Consider the following 24,570-nt stretch of genomic DNA (forward strand, 5'->3'; position numbering starts at 1 on the left):
ACAGAGTCAGTAGGGTTTGTATTACACTAAATAGTAGTTATCCGAAGCGCTATAAAAAACTACACAAAAGTGTGTAAGAGGTTTCTTTTTTTAATAAATAAGACTATCTTTAACTTTCATATGAAAATGCTATGCCAGATGTAAATGATTTTTTCTCTTTTCGGAATTCAGTAGATAATATTTCTGATGATGACCAAAAGCAAACTGCCAATTATTTAGAACCTATAAGTGCTTTTGCTCGCACTACTTACAAAAGTATTTATGTAATAGATTACCAAGCAAAAGGGTTTGAGTATGTTTCAGATAATCCTTTGTTTTTGTGTGGTCATACTGCTGATGAAGTAAAGGAAATGGGGTATGCTTTTTATTTTAAATATGTTATAAAACCCGATCTAGATTTATTATTGACCATCAATACAGCTGGCTTTGAGTTTTATGAGAAAATTCCTTTAGAAGATAGAAAAAATCACACAATTTCGTATGATTATCATTTAAAAAATAATGAAGGAAAAGTAATTTTAATCAATCAGAAATTAACTCCCATATTTTTGACTAATGAAGGGAAAATATGGAAAGCCTTATGCATCATTTCATTGTCTGCAGAACAAAAATCAGGAAACATAAAAGTTTACAAAAAAGGAGATAATAAAGTTTTTAAATATGATTTGGAAGGCGGTTTCTGGAAGACTCAAGAGAAAATAAAGCTCACGAGTAGAGAGAAAGAAATTCTTCAATATTCAACTCGTGGTTATACTATTAACGAAATTGCAAAGACTATTTTTGTTTCACCTGATACTGTAAAGTTTCACCGTAGAAAATTGTTTGACAAATTGGAAGTGGCAAATATTTCTGAAGCAATCGCATATGCGACTAATAATAAACTTATTTAAACCTGTTTATGGTTTTTTAATCAAACATATCTTTTTGAGTGATTTTAAGACACTAAAATTAGCAACGAGTTTATTTAATCATTCATCAATGTAGATAAGTAAAACTCAGGGAATTTTTTAAATTCTTTTCCGGTAGCTATTTTAAAAAGTACGTGTGTACACATAGCAGCTACAATCCATGAAGCTATAGCTAATTGTGGTGGTGGCAAATTCCCTTCTTCATTTTTATAGCTTTCCAAGATATCGTCTATCCATAAATGCGGAGTTCCCCAAAATTTCAAATAGTTTGAAGCATATTCTACCATATTCACTTCGCTGATATTTTCAGGCTGTTTATTTAATGTTTCTAGTGTGAGACTATCTGGCGTAATCACCGTGAGTAATCCGCCCCAACCTAAGTTATACGGATGCAAAACGGAAATATTTTGCGATTGACAAAGTTTATCAAATATCAATGGTACATCTGAAGTAAAATCTAGTGCGTTGATTGCTATTTTGTGTCCTTTGATGAATTCTTCAAGATTTTCGTGAGTCAAAAAACAATTATGAACCACAATATTTGCATTCGAATTTATTGCTTCGAGTCTGCTTTTAATCGCCAAAGTTTTGTCTGTTGCAATATCAGCTTCCGTATAATTTTGTCGGTTTAAATTAGAATCTTCTACCTGATCGCCATCAATAATTGTAATATTTTCAAATCCTAAACGCAAAGCACATTCAGCTATATTACTTCCAATACCAGAACCTCCTAGAATTACGGGGGTTTTTTTAATAATTTGTTGCTCAGCTTCCGTTATGTAAATTCTGTTTCTGCTGTAACGTGTTTTCATTATATTGAATTTTGATTCAAAGATACTACATGTCATCACAAAAAATTTTAACCTAAAGAGTAGTTTTAAACTTCACATGAACTTGAAACTAAATTTATAAATAATTCACAAAAAAGGATTTATGTTTGGTCGTCGCCCTAAAGGATATCCCCATGCTACATATTGATTTTTTATTTTCATCGGTATCAAGATTGGGAAATTAGGGTAAAGTGAGCCACCCATGTCGGACTAAATTGAACAGTGTAAATGAAGTGCCTGAGAAAAATATACCTTAGTTATCTAAACTCGTCCCTAAGCGGAGATACAAAATCTTTCTCCTTTCATACCTCTGATGAGATCATAAAAAAGACATTATATCGATGAGAGAATAATCAATAGAGCTGTTAAAGAACTTTAAATTTTTGACTCTTAAAACAGGCAAAAAGATACTTTTTTGTAACTTCCGGTTAATTTTTTTAAATAGATCAAAAGTTGTGAGTTAAGATACTTACTTCCAGTGTATTTCAAAGCATAAACTGTTAACCTTATAAACGCATAAACTACATACTTGTTTATTCGTTTTCTGTGGATTCGTTCTAGGAATTTCAAATGATATTTGGAAACTCACTAACACCAAATACCTAATACAAAAAAAGTTTACTTTTTCACAAAACGCTTTGTAATCGATTTTTTGTCTGTAATTACTTTTACCAAATAAATTCCAGATTTCCATGAAGAAATATCGATAGCATTGTGCATTGTTGTCAGTTTTCCAGTGTAGATTTTTCTTCCCAAAAGATTATAAACCTCAACTGCCGCATCTGTCTTTTGCGTCAATCGGATGTTTAATTCATTAATTCCTGGATTTGGAGAAATATTGAAAACTGTTTCTGTAGTAGCAACAAGTTGGGTACGAACACTGCTTTGGGCAAAAGCTGCTGTACTGAATGATAGTAATAAGATAATTAAAAGTATTTTTTGCTTCACTCGTGTTCGATTTGGTACATTTATTACAAATGTAATAATTATTTACAATAATGACCTTTTTTTAACATTCTATATACAATTTTTTAATTTTTATCAGTATAACTACGTGGTTCTATTTTCGAGTAAAAGTCTTCTATTAGTATTTTTTATTTAGCTGTTAATTTGTATTGTAAGTATTAACACACAATTGAAAAAAAGCTATGAAACCATCAAACCAATTACTTAAACAAATCTACAGTTTGTCATTTTCCGTGAATTCTGCTTCTGGACTCTCTTGGAGTCAGACCGATTGTAAAAGCGGAATGACAGCCATGCAAACCTATGTGACCAAAGTCGCGCATGATGTACTAAAAGATACGAAAGAAATTATTGGTGATTGGAGCGCAATTTGGGGACCAATTGTATATGCAAATGACGCAACTTCAAATTCGGTACATGCTGATAATACGATGGGAATGTATTATAACGAAAGTGAAAACACCATTGTGATTGCCATTGCTGGAACTAATGTAAACTCGCCATTTGGTTGGTTGGTGGAAGATTTCTCTGTTAATAAAACCGTTTCTTGGGAATTAGTAACTGGCGTTCCTAATTCGGGAAATATTTCGAATGGAACACATATTGGACTCAATATTTTATTGGGAATGAAGAATAAAGGCGAAGAAACACTCATAGAAGCATTACAAAGTTTTCTACATAAAAATGAAAGTTTGACTAACATACAAATAGCAGTTGCAGGACATAGTTTGGGTGGCGCATTGTCTCCTACATTAGCTTTGTATTTATTAGATACGAAAAAAGATTGGGATGTAAACGGACAAACTTCACTTGGCACTTTTCCTACGGCTGGACCAACGCCTGGTGATGAAGCTTTTGCTGCGTATTATGAGAAACAAATTGCAGCAGACAACATATATTACTTAAGTCAACATAACGGAATTGACGTTGTGCCACATGCTTGGCAAAAAGATGATTTGGCAAAAATTCCAACCATTTATGATGCGTATATTATTCCGCCAAGTGATGCAAATCCGTCAGAAACCTTAACAGGAACGTTGGCCAGTGCTGCAGCGTTGAACGCGTTATCTACCAAAAACATTATTGGAGTTCCTGTAAATCGATATCAACAGATATCTCCTGCAACCGTTTTAGAGGGAACTTTCAACACAGATATTGACAATAAAATTTCGGATAAATTAAAATATATTGAACTTGTACTTCCACTTGCTTTAGGAAAGTATGCTGTATACTTGCGAAACTTAGCGCGTTTTGCGGCGCAAGCAGCCGTTCAACATACATCAGCATATCATACATTACTTGATATTAAAACCTTTATGACTGCGTATGAAGTGATTTTAAAAGCAAATAAACCGAAAGATCAAGAGAAAAAAGAACCCTACGAACAAGCTGTAAAAGAAATTGCAAAAATCGATTTGCAAAAAATTGATGAAGCAGCTATACAATTGGCTAAAGAGAATCACTAGACTTTTTAGAATAGTGACTAACCTATCCTTTTATTTTTAATGACCAAAAATGTTTCCCGAAGATCGCAAAGATGCTAAGGAAACATTTTTTATGTATTGTTCTTTCTTAAAAATGCCTTCCAAAGCCTAAAGAATCAATAGTGAAAGCCGTATTATTTTCAGATTTATCTAATTTGTGATTAATCGTCAATGCCCACAAAATAAGCTCTTTGCAAAAAATTTGATCTTCTTTGCTATATTCAGAAGCATATTCTTTTATGATAGTATCTAATGGTGTAACCGCATTGATACTTGCGTAAAATTCGTCATCGGTTGCTGTGTAATTTAGTTCGATAAAATTGTCTTCAAACCATGCAATTACATCTGTATACGTTGTTTTTACACCTTCTTTTTCTAGTTTTGGCACACGTGGAAATAAATCTTCAAATTGTTCCATGACTGCATCATCAATCAAAAATCTTGCGACTTCATCAGCGCCTTCTTGTTCGCCTTCATATACCAATTCAATTTTTCCTGTGATGGAAGGAATGATTGACATGAAATCTACCAATCGAATCGTGGTTTGCTTCTCGCCTGTTTCTATTAGACGTAATTTGGCTGCAGCCATCAAATTTTCCATCGCACTGATCGTTAAACGCGCACTAACGCCACTTTTTGCATCAACATATTCACTATTTCGCGCTACAAAAGCTACTTGCTCCAACAAGTTTTTTGCCAGATTCGGAACTTTTATTGCTGCTTTATCTTCCGAAGAAATAGAAGCTTCCTGCTCTGTAATTTCACGCGCCAACGCTATTGATTTTGGATAATGCGTAAAGATTTGTGAACCAATTCTATCTTTTAAAGGTGTTACAATGCTTCCTCTATTAGTGTAATCTTCTGGGTTTGCTGTAAATACAAACTGAATATCCAACGGCATTCTAAGCTGAAAACCACGAATTTGCACATCACCTTCTTGTAGAATATTAAATAAAGACACTTGAATTCGCGCTTGTAAATCTGGTAATTCGTTGATGACAAATATTGATCTGTTTGCACGCGGAATCATTCCGTAATGTAAGACGCGTTCATCAGAATATGGCAATTTTAAAGTCGCCGCTTTTATCGGATCAATATCACCAATTAAATCAGATACATTTACGTCTGGTGTAGCTAATTTTTCATAAAAACGATCTGAACGATGCACCCACGAAATTGGTGTTTCATCTCCGTGTTCGGCTAGTAAATCTTTCGCAAACTTAGAAATTGGTAAAAACGGACTGTCGTTAATTTCAGAACCTTTTACAATGGGTATATATTCATCAAGTAAATCGACCATACTTCTGGCAATTCGTGTTTTTGCCTGTCCGCGTAATCCTAAAAGATTGATATGATGTCCTGCTAAAATTGCTTTTTTTAATTGCGGAATTACCGTGTCTTCGTACCCTAACAAACCTTCAAAAACAGGTTCATTTGCTTTGATTCGTGCAATTAAATTTTCTTGTAATTCTTCATTGATTGTTTTGTGTAAATATCCTGAATCTTTTAATTCTTTAAACGTGATTTCTTTTTTCATTCGTCTTTGATGTTCTTTTTCAATTAACATTTTTTATTACTTCACTTCTATTTCATCTACAAATAACCATACTTCGATTCCGCTCAGCATGCTGTTATTACTTTACTTCTATTTCGTCTACGAATAACCAACTGCGTCCGTTGTGTTTGTATCCTAAATGCCATTCAGGAAGCTCTCCTAGTTTTTTGGCAACAATTTTCACATAACGTCCACTATAACCTTTCATATCAAAACTTACGTTTTTAATATGTGCACCTTCTTTGGGTTTTGTAACTTCAAACGTTTGTGTTGGCAATGATTTGTAAAATCGGTTTGGATTGTCACTCACATAACATTCAACTTCTGTCGGTAAAAAGATCCAACTTTTTTGATCTTCCAAAAAGTTTACTTGAATCGTATGTATAGGTTTTACTTTTCCTAAATCAACGGTTGCGATCACATCTGTATCAAAATATCCTTGCCATGTTCCTGTGCGGAAATCTTCGGTTCCAAAAATTCCATCAATTAGTGCATTTTGTCCGCCTGCATTGTATTGATTGGCATATTCCGTTTCTAGCTTTATTTTTAGGTTTGGATCTATTTTAAAGAAATCTGTAGTTATTATGGCACTTTTTTCTTCACCACGCTGCGCGTACACTTCCAAGAAACTCTTATTTTCAATTTTGATAGGTTTGTCATATACTACAAAGTCTGGCTTAAATGATTGATACACATTCATCATTCTGTAATAAATCGTTGATTTTTTGTCTACAGTTTCTAACACAACTTCTGTTGAGCCTTTAAACGCAATATCGCCTTTCGCAATAAATGGTGGCGGCACAATTTTATGTTCTTTAATTTCCGTTACCGGAATGTGCTCATCTTTCGTTCCCCAATCGGTTGGTGTGTTGGTCATTTCGAAAACTAAAGTGCCACCATTCATTATATCTGCGTGATTGAGATATGTTTTTGGATGATTCTTTCCGTTCAGCATTGCCGATTTGATATATATATTTTCTTTCGAGCTATTATTTGCGATAATCGTAAAGGTTTTTCCATTTTCTAGATTGATGGTTGCCTTGTCAAATAATGGCGTTCCGATGATATATTCGTTGGTTCCTGGCGTTACAGAATAGAAACCTAAACTGCTCAATACATACCAAGCACTCATTTGTCCGCAATCTTCATTTCCAGAAACTCCATCAGGTTCATTTTTGTACAACGTTGTTAAAATTTGATGCACATATTCCTGTGTTTTTGATGGTTTATTGATGAAATTATACAAATATGCCATATGATGACTCGGCTCGTTTCCATGTGCATATTGACCAATCAATCCTGTAATATCTGCCTGATTGCGCCCAGAAGTTTCTTGATTTGCCGTAAATAATTTGTCCAATTGTGCTTCTAACTTGTCTTTTCCGCCTAACAAATCAATAAAGCCTGAAACATCTTGCGGCACATAAAAACTGTATTGCCACGAGTTGGCTTCCGTGTAATTAAAGTTGACTTCATACGGATCAAAAGGAGAAAACCAAGTGTTTCTAAAACGTCCGCGCATAAACTTTGTTTCTGGGTCATAAATATTTTTATAGTATTGCGCTCGCTTAATGAATTCCTCATAATCTGCGGTTTTTCCCATGGCTTTTGCCATTTCCGCAATTGTCCAATCGTCATACGCATATTCTAAAGTTTTCGAAACCGACTCCGATTCCATTTCTACAGGAATGTACCCAAGTGTTTTGTAATATTTCAAGCCCAATTTATCACGTGTAGCACTGTGTTTCATTGCTTCAAACGCTTTTTCTACATCATAATCGCGAATGCCTTTCATATACGCATCTGAAATTACAGGAACTGCGTGATAGCCAATCATACAACCTGTATAATTCGCTGATAAATCCCAAATAGGCATAATTCCGCCAGATTCGTATTTCTTAATAAAGGTTTTGATAAAATCGTTTGTGCGTTCTTGTTCAATAATCGTATACAACGGATGTGCCGCGCGATACGTGTCCCACAAAGAAAAAACGGTATAATGTGTATGGTCGTCAGATTGATGAATTTTCATATCCATATCACGATAACGTCCGTCTACATCTTGATAGATATTTGGCGCAATCATCGTATGATACAACGCGGTATAAAAATTTGTTTTATAATCGACATCTTCACTCTCAATCACAATCTTTTCTAGTTGTTTCTCCCAAGTTTCTTGCGCTATTTTCTTTACTTCTTCAAAAGATTTAGTTCCTATTTCTTGTTCTAAATTTTTTCGTGCGCCTTCTATATCAACTGCCGAAATTCCGACTTTAATGATAATAGGTTCGTTGTTTGGATTCTTAAAAGTTAACGCAGATCGTCTTCCGCCTGGCATTCCAGTTTTTGGTGGCGATTGTAGCATATCTTCAAATGGATGCGATGTTTTTAGTACGTAAAACAACCGTTGATCGCTTGCCCAAGCTTCCGAAAAACGATATCCTACAATTTCTGTATCAGACACTTTTTCAATTTTTGCGTCCAACACTTTATCACGATGTACCAAATCTAACATGACCACTTGATTTTCCGCAGAAGGAAAACTGTATTTGTGTATTCCGCTTCGTTCGGAAACTGTTAATTCTACCTCAATATTTGTACTATCTAATAGCACTTTATAATAACCTGCTTCCGCTACTTCATTGTCATGCGAAAAATGTGCGCGATAGCCCTTTTTCGTTGCCGAGTTTGCCGAAGTATCCGAACCGTTATTAAAATTAATTTCATTAGTTGGCATTAGCAAAATATCGCCATAATCAGAAACTCCTGTTCCGCTTAAGTGCGTGTGTGAAAAACCATAAATATATTCGTCTGAATAGTGATAGCCAGAACAACCGTCCCAACCATCCAACCGTGTATCTGGACTGAGTTGCATCATTCCAAACGGCATGGTTGCGCCAGGATAGGTATGTCCGTGTCCGCCAGTTCCTATAAATGGATTTACGTAGTCAATTAAGTCAGTATCTTTTTGTGCAATTTGTATTTTTTCATCATTCGAACAACTAAAAAATAACGAAATGACAATAAAAAGTGTGATGTGTTGAAGTTTCATTAAAATAGATTCCTAAATTTATGGCATCTAAGATACTAAAATGAACGCCAATATTTTTTTCAAATTTGTTATTTTCCTTTGTTTTATAAGTTGTACAAAACCACAACCGCCCGTAAAACCGTATATCATCCCGATTCCGAATGAATTAACGATGCAAGAAGGTGTTTTTCTGTTGGATGAAAATGTGTCGCTTCTCGCGGATGCAAAACATGTCGCTGTGGCGGAATTTTTCAATGATTATTTAAATGAAAAATTAGGCTACACACTTTTAACAGAAGATTCAAATGCTAAGAAAACCATCAGATTTACGCTTGATCCTACCATTGAAAATGACGAAGGTTATGCGTTAACGGTTGATACTTCTCAAATTATCATCAAAGCAAAAACAGCAAAAGGCGCTTTTTATGGTTTTCAGACGTTACGTCAATTGTTACCGCCAGCATTGGAAAATAACACCTTCAATCACGACAAAATTGCCATTCAAAATATAGAAATAAAAGATGCGCCACGTTTTTCGTATCGCGGCATGCACTTAGATGTTTCACGTCACATGTTTTCGGTTGATTTCATCAAAAAATATATTGATTTGTTGTCGCAATTAAAGATGAATACGTTTCATTGGCATTTAACCGACGACCAAGGTTGGCGAATTGAAATTAAGCAATATCCAAAATTACAGGAAGTTGCTGCTTTTCGCGATGAAACACTCATCGGACATTATAACGATACGCCTCAAAAGTTTGATGGAAAATCCTATGGCGGATTTTACACGCAGGAAGAAGTAAAAAAAGTTGTTGCTTATGCTTCTAAACGATTTATTACCGTAATTCCTGAAATAGAAATGCCTGGACATGCACAAGCTGCAATTGCTGCGTATCCGAATTTGGGTTGTACTGGCAAAAATGTAAAAGTTGCTACAAAATGGGGCGTTTTTGAAGATATATACTGTCCGAAAGAAGAAACCTTTACTTTCCTTGAAAATGTTTTGGATGAAGTCATGCCATTATTCCCAGGAAAATACATTCATATTGGTGGTGATGAAGCGCCAAAAACACGTTGGAAAGCCTGTGAATATTGTCAGGAACTTATTAAAAGAGAAGATTTAAAAGATGAACATGGTTTGCAAAGTTATTTTATTGCGCGCATGGAAAAATATATTAATAGTAAAGGGAAAAGTATTATTGGTTGGGATGAGATTCTAGAAGGTGGATTGGCGCCAAATGCAACTGTAATGTCTTGGCGCGGTATGAACGGTGCGATTGAAGCAGCAAAATCTGGACATAACGTGATTATGACACCAACATCGCATGCGTATTTTGATTATTATCAATCGGATAATGAAGACGAACCGTTGGCAATTGGTGGTTTTTTACCGTTGAAAAAAGTGTATTATTTTAATCCGATTCCAAAAGAATTAACCGAAAGCGAAGCCAAATTTGTATTGGGCGCGCAAGGAAATGTATGGACAGAATATATTCCGACTGCTGAAAAAGTGGAATATATGGCGTTTCCAAGAGTTATTGCGATGGCGGAAGTGAACTGGTCAAATCCGAGGAAAAAAGATTATGAGGATTTTACGTATCGCCTCTCACATTTTCACAAACGTTTGGATGCACAGAACGTGAATTATGCCAATCATTTGTACGAGATTGAAGGTGAAGTTACCAAACGAAATGACAACATCATGGTGTTTGATTTACAAACCGTGATTCGCAATAAAACCATTCGCTACACTACAGATGAAACTTCGCCAACTTTACAATCGGAGAAATATACAGGTTACTTACCAATTGAAGGTTCAACGGTTTTAAAAGCGGCAGTTTTTGATGACAACGAAAAGTTAGGGCGCGATTTTACCATTGTGTATAAAAATCATAAAGCGGTTGGCGCATCAATTACACTTGAACCAAAAGCGCACAAAGTGTATGCAGGAAGCGGAAAAGCTGGATTGGTAAATGGTGTTTCAGGAAGTGATACACGTTATGGCGACAAGGAATGGCTTGGTTTCTGGGGAAAAGACGTAACAATTACTATTGATTTGGAAAAACCAACTAAAATTAGTTCAGTCTCTACACGATTTTACAACGCCAACGGTCAATGGATTTATGCGCCAAAGGAAATCGGTATCAGTTATGTAAATGAGCAAGATGGCAGAACATTGCATCAAATCAATCAAATTCCGCAAACGGATGCAACGCTTGTTCCGCATGCCTTTCAAATTGAAGAAATAGTGACACAACATATCGAAATCCACATTCCGAATTACGGGACTATTCCCGATGGAATGCAAGGCGCAGGAAACAAAGCGTGGACTTTTTTAGATGAGATTGTGGTGAAGTAGGCTTCGGCTTCTCTCAGCCTACTGGGTTTTGGGTGTTTGGTGTTCAATGTTCAAAAAATACTTCATAGAATGATTATGTTTCCAGAATAAAAATATGATTTGTTATTGCGAATATTTTTATATGGTGTAAAGTGGAAATTTAAAACTTATGGTAATTTGTTTCTTTGATGAATCTTTTTTTAGACTTCACTTATTTTTTTACAATTTTACGGAAAACCACTTTGTGTATGTATGGTATTTGGTTTACTTTTATGGAGCATAATGGGAAATTGATTTGGAATTGGTTTCTGTTATTATTTAACGTGAGTTCGACGTAAGAATTTTAGTTTGAAACTTTTCTTTTCCGCAGTATAGCAGGAGTTTTTCGTTAAAAATTTTCGAAACCTTGGAGAAAATTTAGAAAAACTCATGCGGTTTTAGTTTTTCTCTAAAAGAAAAACTAAAAATACCTCTGGAAAAGTTCCCTTTCTTTTGTTTCTTTTCTTTGGGTAAGCAAAGAAAACGAAAATAAAACCTTAAAAATGAATTATATAGCGGAATTATTTCTAAAATTACTATAAATATAAATTGAATGATTTATATCGAACTGACGTTATTTAATATTGGTATGATATACTGAATTTGGTATATACGTACTTTGGCAACAAGTTTGAAATCGAGTCAATTCGATGAATTTTGACAATCTTCCAAACCCCATTTATCCAAACTTATTAAAATATCCTCAAGTGATTTACCTCTGTCAGTTAAACTATATTCCACTTTTGGAGGAACTACAGGAAAAACTTTTCTGGATATCAGTCCGTCTTTTTCTAAATCTCGTACTGTTTGGGTAAACATTTTATTTGAAATTTCTGGAATTTTCTTCTGTAATACTCCTGAACGCAAACCACCTTCTAGTAAATGGAATAAAACTAAAGGTTTCCATTTTGTACCTATTAAATTAATCGTATAATTTAAGGGGCAAACATTTTCTTTATTTAAAAACATAATTTTAAAATATTGATTTTCATTATTTTACTCGTTTCAGTAACTATACCACTTTATAGTAAGTTATTGTAGATTAGGTAAATATAGATTAATTTTGGAATCTAAATATAAATTATGATAAATAATAAAAATTACCCAAAATCATTTTCACACATTGGCATAACGGTTCCTGATATAGATGAAGCAGTGAAATTTTATTCAGAAGTAATGGGATGGTATGTAATTATGAAGCCCTCAAAGGTTCAAAAAGAAAAGGAAACTGCTATTGGACAAATGTGTATTGACGTTTTTGGAGACGACTGGTCTGAATTCGAAATTGCTCATTTAGCGACTTCTGACGGAATCGGAATTGAACTTTTCTCTTTCCCACACGGAATAAAAGAAGCACCTGAATTCAATCCTTTCAATACAGGACTTTTTCATTTTTGTGTGCAAGACCCAAATATTGAAGAACTGATTGAGAGAATTTTGTCTTATGGTGGAAAACAAAGAATGCCAATTAGAGAATACTATCCAAATGATAAGCCTTATAAAATGTGCTATGTAGAAGATCCATTCGGAATTGTTTTTGAAATTTATACCCATAGTTATGAATTGACTTATTCTTCTGGCGCATATTCATAATAATAAATCAGTTGGCAACAACGGTAACCGTTGCAAAAGCCCATAACTTCAAAAAACAAGGCATTCTTAGCACTTTTAAGAGTGCTTTTCTTTTTATTCTTGTTATAGAGTTCTAAAATTAACTCCGTTTACAATCAAGATATCATTGCCAAATAGTGACTTTATTTTGAAAATGATTGAAAATTTTTTCTTGGTAGATTTTCTTGCCTTGCATATTCTAGGAGACACAATTATTCAATATCTTAGAACGGAGAAAATCCTCAAAAATGGTTTACTCAATTTATAATATCGCCTGTTGATAGAATCATTATTCACGATCCAAACCTAGCAGAAAACTGGAAAAAATAGATAGAGCATAAAAATAAACCTTGCTATACTTTTGCAATTGCAGAGTAAATGTTCTTAACAACACAAAGACGAAATTTATAAGAAAGCATTTTGATAAAGCAATTTAAATAAGTTTTAAATACCAAAAAACCTCAAACCACCACTAATGAATCCTCAAACAGACAAAGAACTAAAACAATTACACGATACCTTCATCGCAGAAGGATTCCACAGATTCTACATTGATGGTATCGGCACACCAAAATCTGACGATGTTGAAGTCTTAAGTTTTAATCATGGAATTTGGGAAGTATTTTATATAGAAAGAGGACAAAAAGGAAAAATTTTATTTGCTTCACCAAACAAACAGGAAGCCATCGAATTCTACAAAAATCATGTATACGGCATCAAACATCAACATTTGGTACTTGCCACACGTTCTAAACAAAAAGTAGCAGACATAAAAGTGTTATTAACCGAAAACAATATCGAATTCTGGCAAAACGACATTCCAAGTTACAGTAAAATTGGAGATCGAATGTATCGAATATTTGTTTTTAATAAAGACGTTTTTAAAGTAAAAAAACTTCAAAAATCTACTTGAAACATTCACTAATAAGTTAAAAACAACACAAATTCTATACGCACATTACAATTGATTATCAAGATAATCAAAAATAAAAGTTAAACTTTTTTTTATTTCTAACCGATTGTTTAGTTTTGTTGATGAATTTAGATAATGGCAAGAAAAAAAGAATATGATGAAGATTTGGTAGTTGATAAAGCCATGAGGCTTTTTTGGCGAAATGGGTATGAAAGCACTACTATGCAAATGCTTGAAAAAGAAATGGGCATCAACAAGTTTTCTATATATTCAAGTTTTGGCAATAAACGTGGACTATTTCTTAAAAGCTTAGAAAATTACCATAAAAAAGTAAATTTTATCTTCGAAGAATTTAAAAATTCCAATAATGGGATCTCAGACATAAAAACTTTTTTCTATGATTCTGTCAATATATGCAACGTTGAAGGAAATGAAAAAGGCTGTTTTGTGACAAATACATACAACGAATTTGCTAAAAGTAATGATGAGTTCATTCAAAAACAGATGAATTCATTTATGGACAATCTTAAAGAATTATTCATTGAAAAATTAAAGATGGATAAAACTAAAAATGCCGATCTTATATTGAAACAAGCCAATTTCTTACTTCTTGCTAAACATGGTTTGGCTGCCGCATCTAAAGTAAACACACAAGATGAAATAACAGACTACATTGAAATGATTTTTCAAAATATATAATATTTTTTTTCACCAATACTAAATGATCGTTTAGTTATTAAATAATAAAACAAAAAAACTATGACAACATTAAAAGTACACACAATCGAAACTGCTCCCGAAGGTAGTAAAGAACAACTAGAAGCATCTGTAAAAAGCTTCGGAATGCTTCCTGGCTTGCACGGTGTTTTAGCATCGTCTCCAGAAACACTTGAAGCATATAAAAATTTACATAGCTTATTTTCTAATACATCTTTTAACGCTGAAGAACTTACCGTAGTATGGCAAACGATTAATGTAGAAAATAAATGCCACTACTGTGTTCCTGCACATACAGCTATTGCTAACATGATGAAAGTAGATCCTGAATTGACTGAAGCATTAAGGAATGGTTCTAAACTTAATAATTCAAAATTACAAGCATTACAAGAAATGACCTTAAAAATTCTTCACAATCGAGGTCATGTTACAGCACAAGATTTACAAGCATTCTATGAGGCTGGTTATGGAGAACAACAAGTGTTAGAAATTATTTTAGGACTTGCACAAAAAACAATCAGCAACTATACCAATCATATTGCAAATACACCTATAGATACTCCTTTTCAAAAATTTGCTTGGGAAGCTAAAACACTTTAACCTAGTTATAACTTATACTAAATCAACAAAATGAATTTAAAAACAATTGCAATACTATACGCCACACTCATAATTGCTGTAAGCTGTAAAGAAACTTCTAAAAAAGAAGAAACAAAGATCGCTATAAAAGAAAACGTAAGTATTGATTTTCAGAACAAAGGACACGAACTAATTTATAAGCTAGTTCAAAAAGTTGGAAACTATGAAACACTAAGAGCTAAAAAAGATGTAGTATATACTTACACCTACACTACTCCAGACGGTAAATCTGATAAGTCAACCGAAAAATACATCTTTGAAAATGAACTATCTTATGGTAAATACATACAACATGAGCGTACATTACCACAACTAAAAGGTACCTTAGAACAAGGGTATGACGGCAAAGAATATTGGCTAAAGGTTGATAAAAAACTTATAAACGATACAACTGCGCTAAAAAGAGTAATGTTTAACAGACCAACCAACTTTTATTGGTTTACTATGTTCCAAAAACTATTAGATCCAGGATTGAACTACGAATATATTGGCGAAAAAGAAATCGATTCGAAGAAATATGATATCGTAAAAGTATCTTTCGAGTCTAAAAATGATATCCCAACTGATATCTATCAACTATACATCAACAAAGAAACAGGTTTGGTAGATCAATTCTTATTTACGGTTGTCGATTTTGGTGTCGTCAAAGAGCCATTACTTATGCAGATAGATTATGAAAAAATAGATGGTTTCTTAATACCTACCAAACGTAAATACAAAAAATCTACTTGGCAAGCCGATGTCACTGATGCTCCTTGGATTACAGTTAATTGGTCTGATATTAAATTTGACAACAATTTAACTAAAAAAGAGTTTCTAAAATAATTAAAATAAACTTCAGAGAACATCAAAAAAGAGCCATACGAAAATGTATGGCTCTTTTTCTATATATTACTCATTATAAGAGTATTTCAAAGTAAAAAGTATAGACATAAAATTTATTTCATATTTTGCAACTATAATCATTCCGAAAGAATAGCAATATTTTCAACACACTCATGAAGAAAAAAATAATTCTCTTTTTAGGTCCCGCATTATGTTTACTGTTCTTTTTTGCACCTTTTGAACTTATCAGCCCGGAAGCAGACAAAGTAATTGGCGTTGCATTGTGGATGATTTTATGGTGGATTACCGAAACAGTTTCTATTTCCATCACCGCATTAATTCCGCTTACATTTTATCCACTTTTGGGCATTATGCCGATCAAAGAAGTTGCGGTCAACTACGGACATCCAATTATTTTCCTATTCTTTGGCGGATTTGTCTTGGCACTTGCGTTAGAAAAAGTAAATCTGCACCGACGTGTCGCTTTGGGAATTATCAAACTTACAGGCACGAGTCCAAACAAAATCATCTTAGGCTTTATGTTGGCAACTGCTTTTCTAAGCATGTGGATTAGCAACACGGCAACTACCGTAGTCATGCTTCCTATCGCCTATTCTGTGATCGAATTATTAATTAATGATGCAGATGGTTTCACCAAAAAAGATAGAAACTTCGCGCTGAGTATCATGTTGGGAATTGCCTATGCAGCCAATGTTGGCGGTATTGCTACCTTAATTGGAACACCACCAAACATTGTCTTGGCAGGTTTTATGGAAAGTGAATACGGTTACAGCATTTCCTTTGTAAAGTGGATGCTAATAGGCATTCCGTTTGCGATTATCATGCTATTTTTCATCTATTATGTACTGACAAAAGTAATGTATCCGAACAAGTTAGCTTCCTTTGAAGCATCAAAAGAAATCATTGATCGTGAAATGGAAAAGCTCGGAAAAATTAGCCGTTCAGAAATCATCGTAATGGTTATTTTTATCACTGCTATCATATTTTGGATTGGAAAAAACTACCTCAACAGTCTATTTCCAAACTTAGCATTATCAGACACCACCATCAGTCTTGTTGCCGCGTTTGCTTGTTTTACAGCAACACACCAACACAAGAACATTCTAGCTTGGGAAGATACCCAACGACTTCCTTGGGGAATTCTCCTCTTATTCGGCGGCGGATTGGCACTAGCAAGCAGTCTCTCAAACGTCGGAATCATTGATTTGATCGGAACTGCGGTAAGCAACAATACCACGCTAAGCATCTTAGTCATTTGCAGTATTCTAATCGCTGTCATGCTATTTATGACAGAATTGATGAGTAATGTTGCGTTGATCGCTATTTTTGCGCCTATGGTAGCTGGTGTGGCTATCGGATTAAAAATTGATCTCTTACACATTCTCATTCCTGTAACAATGGCGTCTAGTTGCGCCTTCATGCTGCCAATGTCTACACCGCCAAACGCTATTGTATTTGCAAGCGGTCATGTAAAAGTAGCACAAATGGCACGCGCAGGATTTTTACTTAATATCATTTCGATTGCATTCTTAATATTATTTTTTCAGTTTATCATTCCGTTAGTATTTAGTTTTCAATAGCGAATTCAACTACAGTAAAACACTTTTCGCTATATCTTCAACATTGAGCAGTAAAATTTTATAAACTCATACATAAAAAATACATGTCCAATTTTCGGTTGCCTACCAAATTTCGTCATACGTACTTTGCATCAAAAGTTAACAAATGGAATTTAAAAATTTACACCAACAAGAAAAACCGTTACTCATTGCAAATGTTTGGGATGTACCAAGCGCAAAAACTGCCGAAAAACTAAACTTTCAAGCAATTGGGACTTCTAGTGCTGCAATTGCTAGTCTTTTAGGGTATAATGATGGAGAAGAAATGGAGTTTTCTGAGTTAGAATATATTATTAAGCGAATTGCACTTCACACAACGCTACCACTATCTGTTGATTTGGAATCTGGTTACAGTCGCAATCCAACACAAATTATCAATCATATCAAAAGACTCGCAGCATTAGGCGTCGTCGGAATCAATATTGAAGATAGTGTGGTAACTGAAACGCGAACTTTAGTGCCCGCACATGACTTTGCAAAAACACTTAAAACCATAAAAGAACAACTACAAAAAGAAGCAATTGATATTTTTATAAACGTTCGGACAGATACCTTTATACTGCTCAAAGAAAACATCATTGAAGAAACAAAAAAAAGAATTCAACTATATCAAAATGCTGGAGCAGATGCAATTTTTACTCCTTGTATTGAAAAAGAAGATGACATTAAAACTATTGTTGCAGCTACTCATTTGCCCATTAATGTAATGTGTATGCCCAATCTTCCAGACTTTGAAACATTAACAAAACTAGGAGTAAAACGTATCAGTATGGGGAATTTTCTTTTCGATAAAATGTATGGTACATTTGAAGAAACAGTACAAACAATTTTAAACCAACACGCATTTAAAACAATCTTCTAAAATGCTCATTACTGACCACGACAAAATAGAAACGTATTATCAAGCACTATTAGACAGAGAACAACGCTTTGTGGGGATTTTTTTTGTAGGTGTAAAAACAACTGGTGTATTTTGCATTGCAACATGTAGAGCAAGAAAACCAAAACTAAAAAACGTAGTATTTTACACTTCATTCAAAGAAGCTTTAGACAACGGATACCGACCTTGTAAAATTTGTAAACCTACTGAAAATGCAAATCAAGCTCCTGAACAAGTAGAAAATGCCATCACATTAGTCAAAGAAAATCCAAAAGAGAAACTCACAGACGTTCAACTAAGACAAAAAGGAATCAGTCCAGAAGTTGTGCGCAGATGGTTTAAAAAAAATTACGGCATAACGTTTCAAGCTTACCAAAGAATGTATCGAATAAACAATGCCTTTCAAGAATTAAAAAAAGGGAAAAACGCTACACACACTGCTTTTGATACAGGCTACGAATCCTTGAGCGGTTTTGGGTATACCTTTAAAAAACTTGTGGGCAAATCTCCCAAACACAGCAAAAACAAAAATATAATTCTTATCAACCGACTCACAACTCCATTAGGTCCCATGTTTGTTTGCGCAACTGATAACGGAATCTGTTTGCTAGAATTTGTAGACAGAAGAAAGCTTGAAACAGAATTTAAAGACTTACAAAAACTATTAAAAGCAAACATCATTTCGGGCGAAAATGAACACATCAAACAAGCTAAAAAAGAGATTGAAGAATACTTTAAAGGAGCCAGAAAAACATTTCAAGTAACACTTGATACTCCAGGTACAGCTTTTCAAAACTCCGTTTGGAACTGTTTGCAAGACATCGCATATGGAACAACTACAACCTATCAAAAACAAGCTGAAAAAATAAATAATCCAAAAGCAATAAGAGCAGTAGCTTCCGCAAATGGTCATAACAGAATTTCCATCATCATACCTTGTCACAGAGTCATTGGAAAAGATGGAAAAATGATTGGCTATGGCGGCGGAATTGAGCGAAAAAAATGGCTAATTCAGCATGAAGAAAATAACAATACGTAACTTTTCATGTTCAAGTATTCTTACGTGCCTTTACCAGTTGATTATATTGTTTTGTCAACTCATAAATCTCACGTTGCAACTGTGTATATGCTTCATTTATATTTAGTACAACAAAGGCTTCTATACGATGTATAAATGCACGGTATGCCTTTTTTGCATCCGTACGCAAGCTAGAAAAACTAGGTTTTTTAGTAGCGGCAGTTTCCGCAATTCTAGTTACATAAAGTTCTCCAAATTGTGTATTGCTGTCTTGTAGCGCTTCCGTCCATTCAGTAAGTTCAAGTAAAACAATAGCTTCCTGCAAATTGGCTTCCGCATGCCATTCTGATAACATACTATCAATCACGGCTGTTTCTGCTTGGTAACTCATTCGAGTAATATCCTTTCCATAACTCTCCAAATGTGACAACAATCGCTTGGCGGCTGCTTGTTTTATAAAATCAAAATGATGTGTATTTCCTTCCAACAAACGCTTTATTCCTATAAACAAACTATCACGTTTGGCATCCAATACCAGCAAAGCTTCTGTGATTTTTTGTTGCTTCTCCTGTTCAAATACTTCCAATAATTTATTGGTATGCATCGTCAACAATTGTACTTGCTCGGTAAGTTGCAACGATAACACGTCAACGCTGTTTACTATTGCCAGTACATCTTTCATGTATTGCAAAAACTCACTATTACGATAGTATCTAAACATAGGTTGCTTAATTGTATCCATATTACATATTTATCATTTTTTTAATCATATTCTGTCATTTCATTACATTTTTATCAATAAATATGACACGGGAATAAATTTACATCAATGTTTTTTAATTCCCCTATATGCGGGAAACATTTTACATCAATGTTTTTTAATTCCCCTACAACAGGGAAACATTTTACATTAATGTTTTTAGTTTCCCCTACAGCGGGGAAACATTTTACAGCAATGTTTTTAGTTTCCCCTACGTCGGGGAAATATTTTACAGCAATGTTTTTAACTTCCCCGAAGATAGGAAATCATTAAGTAAGAATGCAGCAAACTTCCCACAATTTAGGAAACTCACCTGAAACCTTACTGTAAATTCCAAGCTTCTAAGTTTATAAAATAATTATTTTTAATTGTATTATCATTTGCAAGTATTTTGAACCCTCTTTTTAAATTTTCTAAAATGCCACCGCTCAAAATATCCAAATACATTAGTGCGATATAGAAATTCTTCAAATTTTAGCAGCAATCCAATTCAAAAAACAACCACAAACGGACTTAACAAATGAATAATAATTAATTCATGGAAGCATAAAATGAATTAAAATTAGTCCTCGTTACTTTGAGCACATTTTAAAAGTTTACCATAATCTCAATAATACTCAGTTTGATAGCTGTACTAAAATTAAAAGTAAAACCTACAATCAATAACCCAAAATAGGATACAGAAACGATTCAAAAAAATAGAAAGTATATACAATAAAAATTAGTTTGACTAGATTATGGGGGTAATTTAGATTTAAGCAATTATTTTTTAAGCGCCATGAGTATGATGGCGTTTTTTTTGTCTATAATTTTCAATCACTTTAGTTGTATCATAAGTATTGTGATTTCCCAAACAAGCGAATTCTAATCTAAAAAGGTTTTATTCAAAAAACAAAACAGTACTTACAAATTTACTTGTACACTACCATTCATAAATACGAATAGCTACATTGAATCAATTTCGTATCAACAAATGATATATTACACTAAACAAAAAACATTTTTAAATGATATATTTGATACTTTAGCAAGTTCAGTATACAAAACCAAAGCTGTTTACAAAAAGCTTGTCGAAATCAACCATCATAATTCATAATTCATAACTCATAACTCTTAATTCATAATTCTTAATTCATAATTCTTAATTAAAAAAAACATGCTCCTAGAAATCTGCGCTAACTCTTATGAATCTGCTATCAATGCCCAAAAAGCGGGCGCACATCGCATTGAATTGTGTTCCGAATTGGCAGTTGGCGGCATTACACCTTCTTACGGATTGCTCAAAAAAGTAATGAGCGATGTAAAAATTCCTGTGCATGTATTAATTCGCCCAAGAAGTGGCGATTTTACCTATTCTCGTAGTGAATTTGACATTATGAAGGAGAATATTCTCTTGTGTAAAGAATTAGGCTGCGCCGGAATCGTTTCAGGAATTTTACAACAAGACCAAACGATTGATACGGAACGTACAAAAGAACTTATGGAACTTGCCAAACCGATGACATTCACCTTTCATCGTGGTTTTGATTGGGTTCCAAATCCGCTAGAAGCGATATTAGAATTGGCAGTTTTGGGCGTAGATCGCGTGTTGACTTCTGGACAAGCAGAAAGTGCCGAAAAAGGTATTTTACTTTTACAAGAATTACAAGAACTCACTGAAAATGAATTCATTATTATGCCTGGTGGCGGAATCAATCCGAGCAATGCCTATCTCTTTAAAGAAAGTGGTTTTCAGGAAATTCACGCTTCTGCAACAAGCATTCATCAATCCATCAACATTCCAAAAATTAGCATGAACAGTACCAAACTGTTTAATGAAACGCGTATTGCGACTTCCAACAAAGAAAAAATTCAACAAATTTTAGAACGCATCAATTCATGAACCTAAAACACTTTTACATACTTCTGGCAATCGCCATACTCTTTAATAGTTGCGCAAAAGACGACCGACCAACGGTAGTAAACATTCATCAAGGCTGGGAATTTAAACAACAAACCGATACAACTTGGAATTCAGCAACCGTTCCCGGGAATGTATACTCTGATTTATTAGCTCATAATAAAATTCCAGATCCGTTTATAGGTTCAAACGAACTCAATGTACAATGGGTTCCTACGAAAAATTGGGAATACCAAACTACATTAAATCTTGATGAAAAAACTTTAGAAAAATCACATATCGAACTTACGTTTGAAGGTTTGGATACCTACGCAACCATTTACCTCAACGATTCATTACTAGGAAAAACAGACAATGCCTTCCGAACTTGGAAATTTAACATTAAAAACCTAGCAAAAGCCAACAATTCATTGCGAATTGAATTCCAAAAAACCAGTACTCACGAAGAAAAAGAAGCGGCTAAACTCGATTATGTATTGCCACCTGGCGCACGAGTTTTTACTAGAAAAGCACAATTTCAATACGGTTGGGATTGGGGACCAATTATTAATACCTCAGGAATTTGGAAACCAATCAAAATTACTTCATGGAACAATATGCGATTGCAAGATGTGCATTTTAAACAAGAAACACTTACAGATTCGCTCGCTCAACTCAGCGTTTTATATACGATTTCGTCAGATGAAGCAGTAGAAGAAACAAGCTTTGAAATAAAATATGACAATACCACACATACGGTAAAATCGCCTGTTAAAAAAGGAACACATACGTATGCGACCAATCTTCAAATAAAAAATCCGCAACGCTGGTGGACACATAATTTGGGCGAACCGTATTTGTATAATTTTGACATTACATTAAAAGAAGGAAAACATTTAAAAGCACAGCAAACAGCAAAAATTGGATTGCGAACCATCAAACTCATTCGAGAAAAAGACGAAAAAGGAGAAACATTCTATTTTAAACTCAATGGCATTCCTGTGTTTATGAAAGGTGCCAATTACATTCCGCAACACAGCATGCAAGACAAAGTAACAGATGCGCATTACGAAAAGCTCTTAAACGATGTTGTAGACGCCAATATGAACATGTTGCGCGTTTGGGGCGGCGGTATTTATGAAAACGATATTTTTTACGAATTATGTGATGAAAAAGGAATATTGGTGTGGCAAGATTTTATGTTTGCTTGCGCGATGTATCCTGGAGACAAGGCATTTTTAAAAAACATAGAGCAAGAAGCAATCGATCAAGTAAAACGACTTCGCAATCATGCTTCAATTGCGTTGTGGTGCGGAAACAATGAAAACAATGAAGCTTGGCATCGTTGGGGCTGGCAAGCGGATAAAACGGAAGCACAAAAAGAAGAAATCTGGAATAGTTATTTGGCGGTTTTTGATCGTATTTTGCCAAAAACTGTGGCAAAACTAAATCCTGAGATTGATTATTGGGAAAGTTCGCCGAGCTACGGACGTGGAGACAAAAGATTTCAATTTGAAGGTGATGCACACGATTGGGGCGTTTGGCACGATGCATATCCATTTGAACGTTTTGAAGAAAAAGTACCGCGTTTTATGAGCGAATTCGGTTTTCAGTCATTTCCATCGTATGAAGCTATTCGCATGTTTACACAAGAAGATAGTATCAGTATCAATCACGATAGTTACATAACACATCAAAAACATCCGAGAGGTTTCAAGCTGATTCGGGAATATATGGAACGTGATTATCCTGTGCCGACTTCGGGAGACGATTATGTATATATGAGTCAATTAACGCAAGCCAAAGGAATGACTTTAGGAATGGAAGCACAACGCCGCGCCATGCCGTATTGTATGGGAAGTTTGTATTGGCAGTTGAACGATTGCTGGCCTGTTGTTTCATGGTCGAGCATAGATTTTATAGGAAATTGGAAAGCCTTGCATTATAAAGCTAAAAAATCTTTTGAAGATGTCTTGATTTCTTCTGTAGTGGAAAATGATACCATAAAAACCTATATCGTTTCTGATAAACTAGCGCCATTAAAAGGTGATTTCTTTTTGGACTTTGTAGATTTTAACGGAAAAAACATTCACAATGTACAACAACGATTAACCATTGCGCCAAATACGAGTCAATTGGTAGCGCGAACTCCTGTAGCACACATCAAAATAGCTCCAAGTGCCTATGTGATGCGCGGAACATTCACGTCAAATTCAAGTTCAAGTTCAGATTCAATTTCAAACACAACTTCTTCCCTATTCTATGTGACTCGACCAAAAGATTTAAAATTATCGCCGCAAGACGTTTCCACGGAAGTGACAAAAACCGAAACAGGATTTACCATTGAACTTTCTGCCAAAACCTTGCAAAAAGACGTTTTCCTTTACACAAAAGCCAAAGGACATTTTTCAGATAATTTCTTTGATATTTTGCCAAATCAAACGATTACCATTACTTTTAAAACCGAAGCATCTGCTATTGATGATTTAGCAATAAAAACGCTGAATGGAATTCAAGAAAAACTATCTTTATAA

At 34.3% G+C, this 24,570-nt stretch carries 19 protein-coding genes; 13 read left to right on the forward strand and 6 right to left on the reverse strand.

Annotated features, from left to right (window positions below; genetic code table 11):
- The first annotated feature begins 131 nt into the window (after nt 1-131).
- On the forward strand, nt 132-890 hold the full coding sequence (locus KAOT1_RS07735) for a response regulator transcription factor (protein ID WP_007094211.1): 759 nt from the start codon (nt 132-134) through the stop codon (nt 888-890).
- Nucleotides 891-964: 74 nt separating this feature from the next.
- Here the strand turns inward: KAOT1_RS07735 and KAOT1_RS07740 are convergent, their stop codons facing one another.
- Nucleotides 965-1,720, reverse strand: coding sequence for a HesA/MoeB/ThiF family protein (locus KAOT1_RS07740; RefSeq protein ID WP_007094212.1), 756 nt, complete (start codon nt 1,718-1,720; stop codon nt 965-967).
- A gap of 636 nt (nt 1,721-2,356) precedes the next feature.
- A complete protein-coding gene (locus tag KAOT1_RS07745; protein WP_007094213.1) occupies nt 2,357-2,686 on the reverse strand; it encodes a T9SS type A sorting domain-containing protein in 330 nt (109 codons plus the stop codon).
- Nucleotides 2,687-2,886: 200 nt separating this feature from the next.
- Between KAOT1_RS07745 and KAOT1_RS07750 the strand changes: the two genes are divergently transcribed.
- The gene (locus tag KAOT1_RS07750; protein WP_007094214.1) at nt 2,887-4,170 is read left to right on the forward strand and encodes a lipase family protein; all 1,284 of its coding nucleotides are present in this window, start codon (nt 2,887-2,889) and stop codon (nt 4,168-4,170) included.
- Between the two features lie 106 nt (nt 4,171-4,276).
- Here the strand turns inward: KAOT1_RS07750 and KAOT1_RS07755 are convergent, their stop codons facing one another.
- Both KAOT1_RS07755 and KAOT1_RS07760 read right to left on the reverse strand, forming a co-directional pair.
- Nucleotides 4,277-5,725: a sigma 54-interacting transcriptional regulator gene (locus KAOT1_RS07755; protein WP_040559952.1), complete on the reverse strand. Its 1,449-nt coding sequence runs from the start codon at nt 5,723-5,725 to the stop codon at nt 4,277-4,279.
- Nucleotides 5,726-5,822: 97 nt separating this feature from the next.
- Nucleotides 5,823-8,795 (reverse strand): GH92 family glycosyl hydrolase, encoded by a 2,973-nt coding sequence (locus KAOT1_RS07760; RefSeq protein WP_007094216.1) that lies wholly within the window; start codon nt 8,793-8,795, stop codon nt 5,823-5,825.
- A 40-nt stretch (nt 8,796-8,835) separates the two neighbouring features.
- Between KAOT1_RS07760 and KAOT1_RS07765 the strand changes: the two genes are divergently transcribed.
- Nucleotides 8,836-11,136 carry a beta-N-acetylhexosaminidase gene (locus tag KAOT1_RS07765; RefSeq protein ID WP_007094217.1) on the forward strand — a complete coding sequence of 767 codons (2,301 nt, stop codon included), beginning with the start codon at nt 8,836-8,838 and terminating at the stop codon, nt 11,134-11,136.
- Between the two features lie 660 nt (nt 11,137-11,796).
- Here KAOT1_RS07765 and KAOT1_RS07770 read toward each other — a convergent pair.
- Complete coding sequence (locus tag KAOT1_RS07770; protein ID WP_007094218.1) at nt 11,797-12,123, reverse strand: winged helix-turn-helix transcriptional regulator; 327 nt, start codon at nt 12,121-12,123, stop codon at nt 11,797-11,799.
- A 114-nt stretch (nt 12,124-12,237) separates the two neighbouring features.
- On the opposite strand from KAOT1_RS07770, the gene KAOT1_RS07775 reads away from it, so the two are divergent.
- The 8 genes from KAOT1_RS07775 (at nt 12,238) to KAOT1_RS07810 (ending at nt 19,418) form a co-directional block, all read left to right on the forward strand.
- Entirely contained in the window at nt 12,238-12,747 is a 510-nt protein-coding gene (locus KAOT1_RS07775; RefSeq protein WP_007094219.1) for a VOC family protein, read from the forward strand.
- A gap of 493 nt (nt 12,748-13,240) precedes the next feature.
- Nucleotides 13,241-13,678: a hypothetical protein gene (locus KAOT1_RS07780; protein WP_007094221.1), complete on the forward strand. Its 438-nt coding sequence runs from the start codon at nt 13,241-13,243 to the stop codon at nt 13,676-13,678.
- 135 nt (nt 13,679-13,813) lie between these two features.
- On the forward strand, nt 13,814-14,377 hold the full coding sequence (locus tag KAOT1_RS07785; protein ID WP_007094222.1) for a TetR/AcrR family transcriptional regulator: 564 nt from the start codon (nt 13,814-13,816) through the stop codon (nt 14,375-14,377).
- A gap of 60 nt (nt 14,378-14,437) precedes the next feature.
- Entirely contained in the window at nt 14,438-14,995 is a 558-nt protein-coding gene (locus tag KAOT1_RS07790; protein WP_007094223.1) for a carboxymuconolactone decarboxylase family protein, read from the forward strand.
- Between the two features lie 30 nt (nt 14,996-15,025).
- The gene (locus KAOT1_RS07795) at nt 15,026-15,859 is read left to right on the forward strand and encodes a hypothetical protein (RefSeq protein WP_007094224.1); all 834 of its coding nucleotides are present in this window, start codon (nt 15,026-15,028) and stop codon (nt 15,857-15,859) included.
- Nucleotides 15,860-16,032: 173 nt separating this feature from the next.
- A complete protein-coding gene (locus KAOT1_RS07800) occupies nt 16,033-17,460 on the forward strand; it encodes an SLC13 family permease (RefSeq protein ID WP_007094225.1) in 1,428 nt (475 codons plus the stop codon).
- Between the two features lie 145 nt (nt 17,461-17,605).
- Nucleotides 17,606-18,361 (forward strand): isocitrate lyase/PEP mutase family protein, encoded by a 756-nt coding sequence (locus tag KAOT1_RS07805; protein ID WP_007094226.1) that lies wholly within the window; start codon nt 17,606-17,608, stop codon nt 18,359-18,361.
- 1 nt (nt 18,362) lies between these two features.
- Nucleotides 18,363-19,418, forward strand: a complete 1,056-nt coding sequence (locus KAOT1_RS07810) for a bifunctional transcriptional activator/DNA repair enzyme AdaA (protein ID WP_007094227.1) — start codon at nt 18,363-18,365, stop codon at nt 19,416-19,418.
- 10 nt (nt 19,419-19,428) lie between these two features.
- On the opposite strand, the gene KAOT1_RS07815 is transcribed toward KAOT1_RS07810, so the two are convergent.
- On the reverse strand, nt 19,429-20,139 hold the full coding sequence (locus tag KAOT1_RS07815) for a DUF6261 family protein (protein WP_007094228.1): 711 nt from the start codon (nt 20,137-20,139) through the stop codon (nt 19,429-19,431).
- Nucleotides 20,140-21,313: 1,174 nt separating this feature from the next.
- Between KAOT1_RS07815 and KAOT1_RS07820 the strand changes: the two genes are divergently transcribed.
- Both KAOT1_RS07820 and KAOT1_RS07825 read left to right on the forward strand, forming a co-directional pair.
- Complete coding sequence (locus KAOT1_RS07820) at nt 21,314-22,039, forward strand: copper homeostasis protein CutC (RefSeq protein WP_007094229.1); 726 nt, start codon at nt 21,314-21,316, stop codon at nt 22,037-22,039.
- On the forward strand, nt 22,036-24,570 hold the full coding sequence (locus tag KAOT1_RS07825) for a beta-mannosidase (RefSeq protein ID WP_007094230.1): 2,535 nt from the start codon (nt 22,036-22,038) through the stop codon (nt 24,568-24,570). Before KAOT1_RS07820 ends, KAOT1_RS07825 begins: the two co-directional genes overlap by 4 nt.

The organism is Kordia algicida OT-1, from assembly GCF_000154725.1.
Classification (GTDB): domain Bacteria; phylum Bacteroidota; class Bacteroidia; order Flavobacteriales; family Flavobacteriaceae; genus Kordia; species Kordia algicida.

Excerpts from the sequence above, each read along its gene's own strand:
- KAOT1_RS07805 (WP_007094226.1), top strand. The coding sequence starts at position 17,606 with ATGGAATTTAAAAATTTACACCAACAAGAAAAACCGTTACTCATTGCA.
- KAOT1_RS07815 (WP_007094228.1), bottom strand. The coding sequence starts at position 20,139 with ATGGATACAATTAAGCAACCTATGTTTAGATACTATCGTAATAGTGAG.
- KAOT1_RS07780 (WP_007094221.1), top strand. The coding sequence starts at position 13,241 with ATGAATCCTCAAACAGACAAAGAACTAAAACAATTACACGATACCTTC.
- KAOT1_RS07735 (WP_007094211.1), top strand. The coding sequence starts at position 132 with ATGCCAGATGTAAATGATTTTTTCTCTTTTCGGAATTCAGTAGATAAT.
- KAOT1_RS07820 (WP_007094229.1), top strand. The coding sequence starts at position 21,314 with ATGCTCCTAGAAATCTGCGCTAACTCTTATGAATCTGCTATCAATGCC.
- KAOT1_RS07765 (WP_007094217.1), top strand. The coding sequence starts at position 8,836 with ATGAACGCCAATATTTTTTTCAAATTTGTTATTTTCCTTTGTTTTATA.
- KAOT1_RS07810 (WP_007094227.1), top strand. The coding sequence starts at position 18,363 with ATGCTCATTACTGACCACGACAAAATAGAAACGTATTATCAAGCACTA.
- KAOT1_RS07795 (WP_007094224.1), top strand. The coding sequence starts at position 15,026 with ATGAATTTAAAAACAATTGCAATACTATACGCCACACTCATAATTGCT.
- KAOT1_RS07825 (WP_007094230.1), top strand. The coding sequence starts at position 22,036 with ATGAACCTAAAACACTTTTACATACTTCTGGCAATCGCCATACTCTTT.
- KAOT1_RS07750 (WP_007094214.1), top strand. The coding sequence starts at position 2,887 with ATGAAACCATCAAACCAATTACTTAAACAAATCTACAGTTTGTCATTT.
- KAOT1_RS07785 (WP_007094222.1), top strand. The coding sequence starts at position 13,814 with ATGGCAAGAAAAAAAGAATATGATGAAGATTTGGTAGTTGATAAAGCC.
- KAOT1_RS07775 (WP_007094219.1), top strand. The coding sequence starts at position 12,238 with ATGATAAATAATAAAAATTACCCAAAATCATTTTCACACATTGGCATA.
- KAOT1_RS07800 (WP_007094225.1), top strand. The coding sequence starts at position 16,033 with ATGAAGAAAAAAATAATTCTCTTTTTAGGTCCCGCATTATGTTTACTG.
- KAOT1_RS07755 (WP_040559952.1), bottom strand. The coding sequence starts at position 5,725 with ATGAAAAAAGAAATCACGTTTAAAGAATTAAAAGATTCAGGATATTTA.
- KAOT1_RS07790 (WP_007094223.1), top strand. The coding sequence starts at position 14,438 with ATGACAACATTAAAAGTACACACAATCGAAACTGCTCCCGAAGGTAGT.
- KAOT1_RS07740 (WP_007094212.1), bottom strand. The coding sequence starts at position 1,720 with ATGAAAACACGTTACAGCAGAAACAGAATTTACATAACGGAAGCTGAG.
- KAOT1_RS07760 (WP_007094216.1), bottom strand. The coding sequence starts at position 8,795 with ATGAAACTTCAACACATCACACTTTTTATTGTCATTTCGTTATTTTTT.
- KAOT1_RS07770 (WP_007094218.1), bottom strand. The coding sequence starts at position 12,123 with ATGTTTTTAAATAAAGAAAATGTTTGCCCCTTAAATTATACGATTAAT.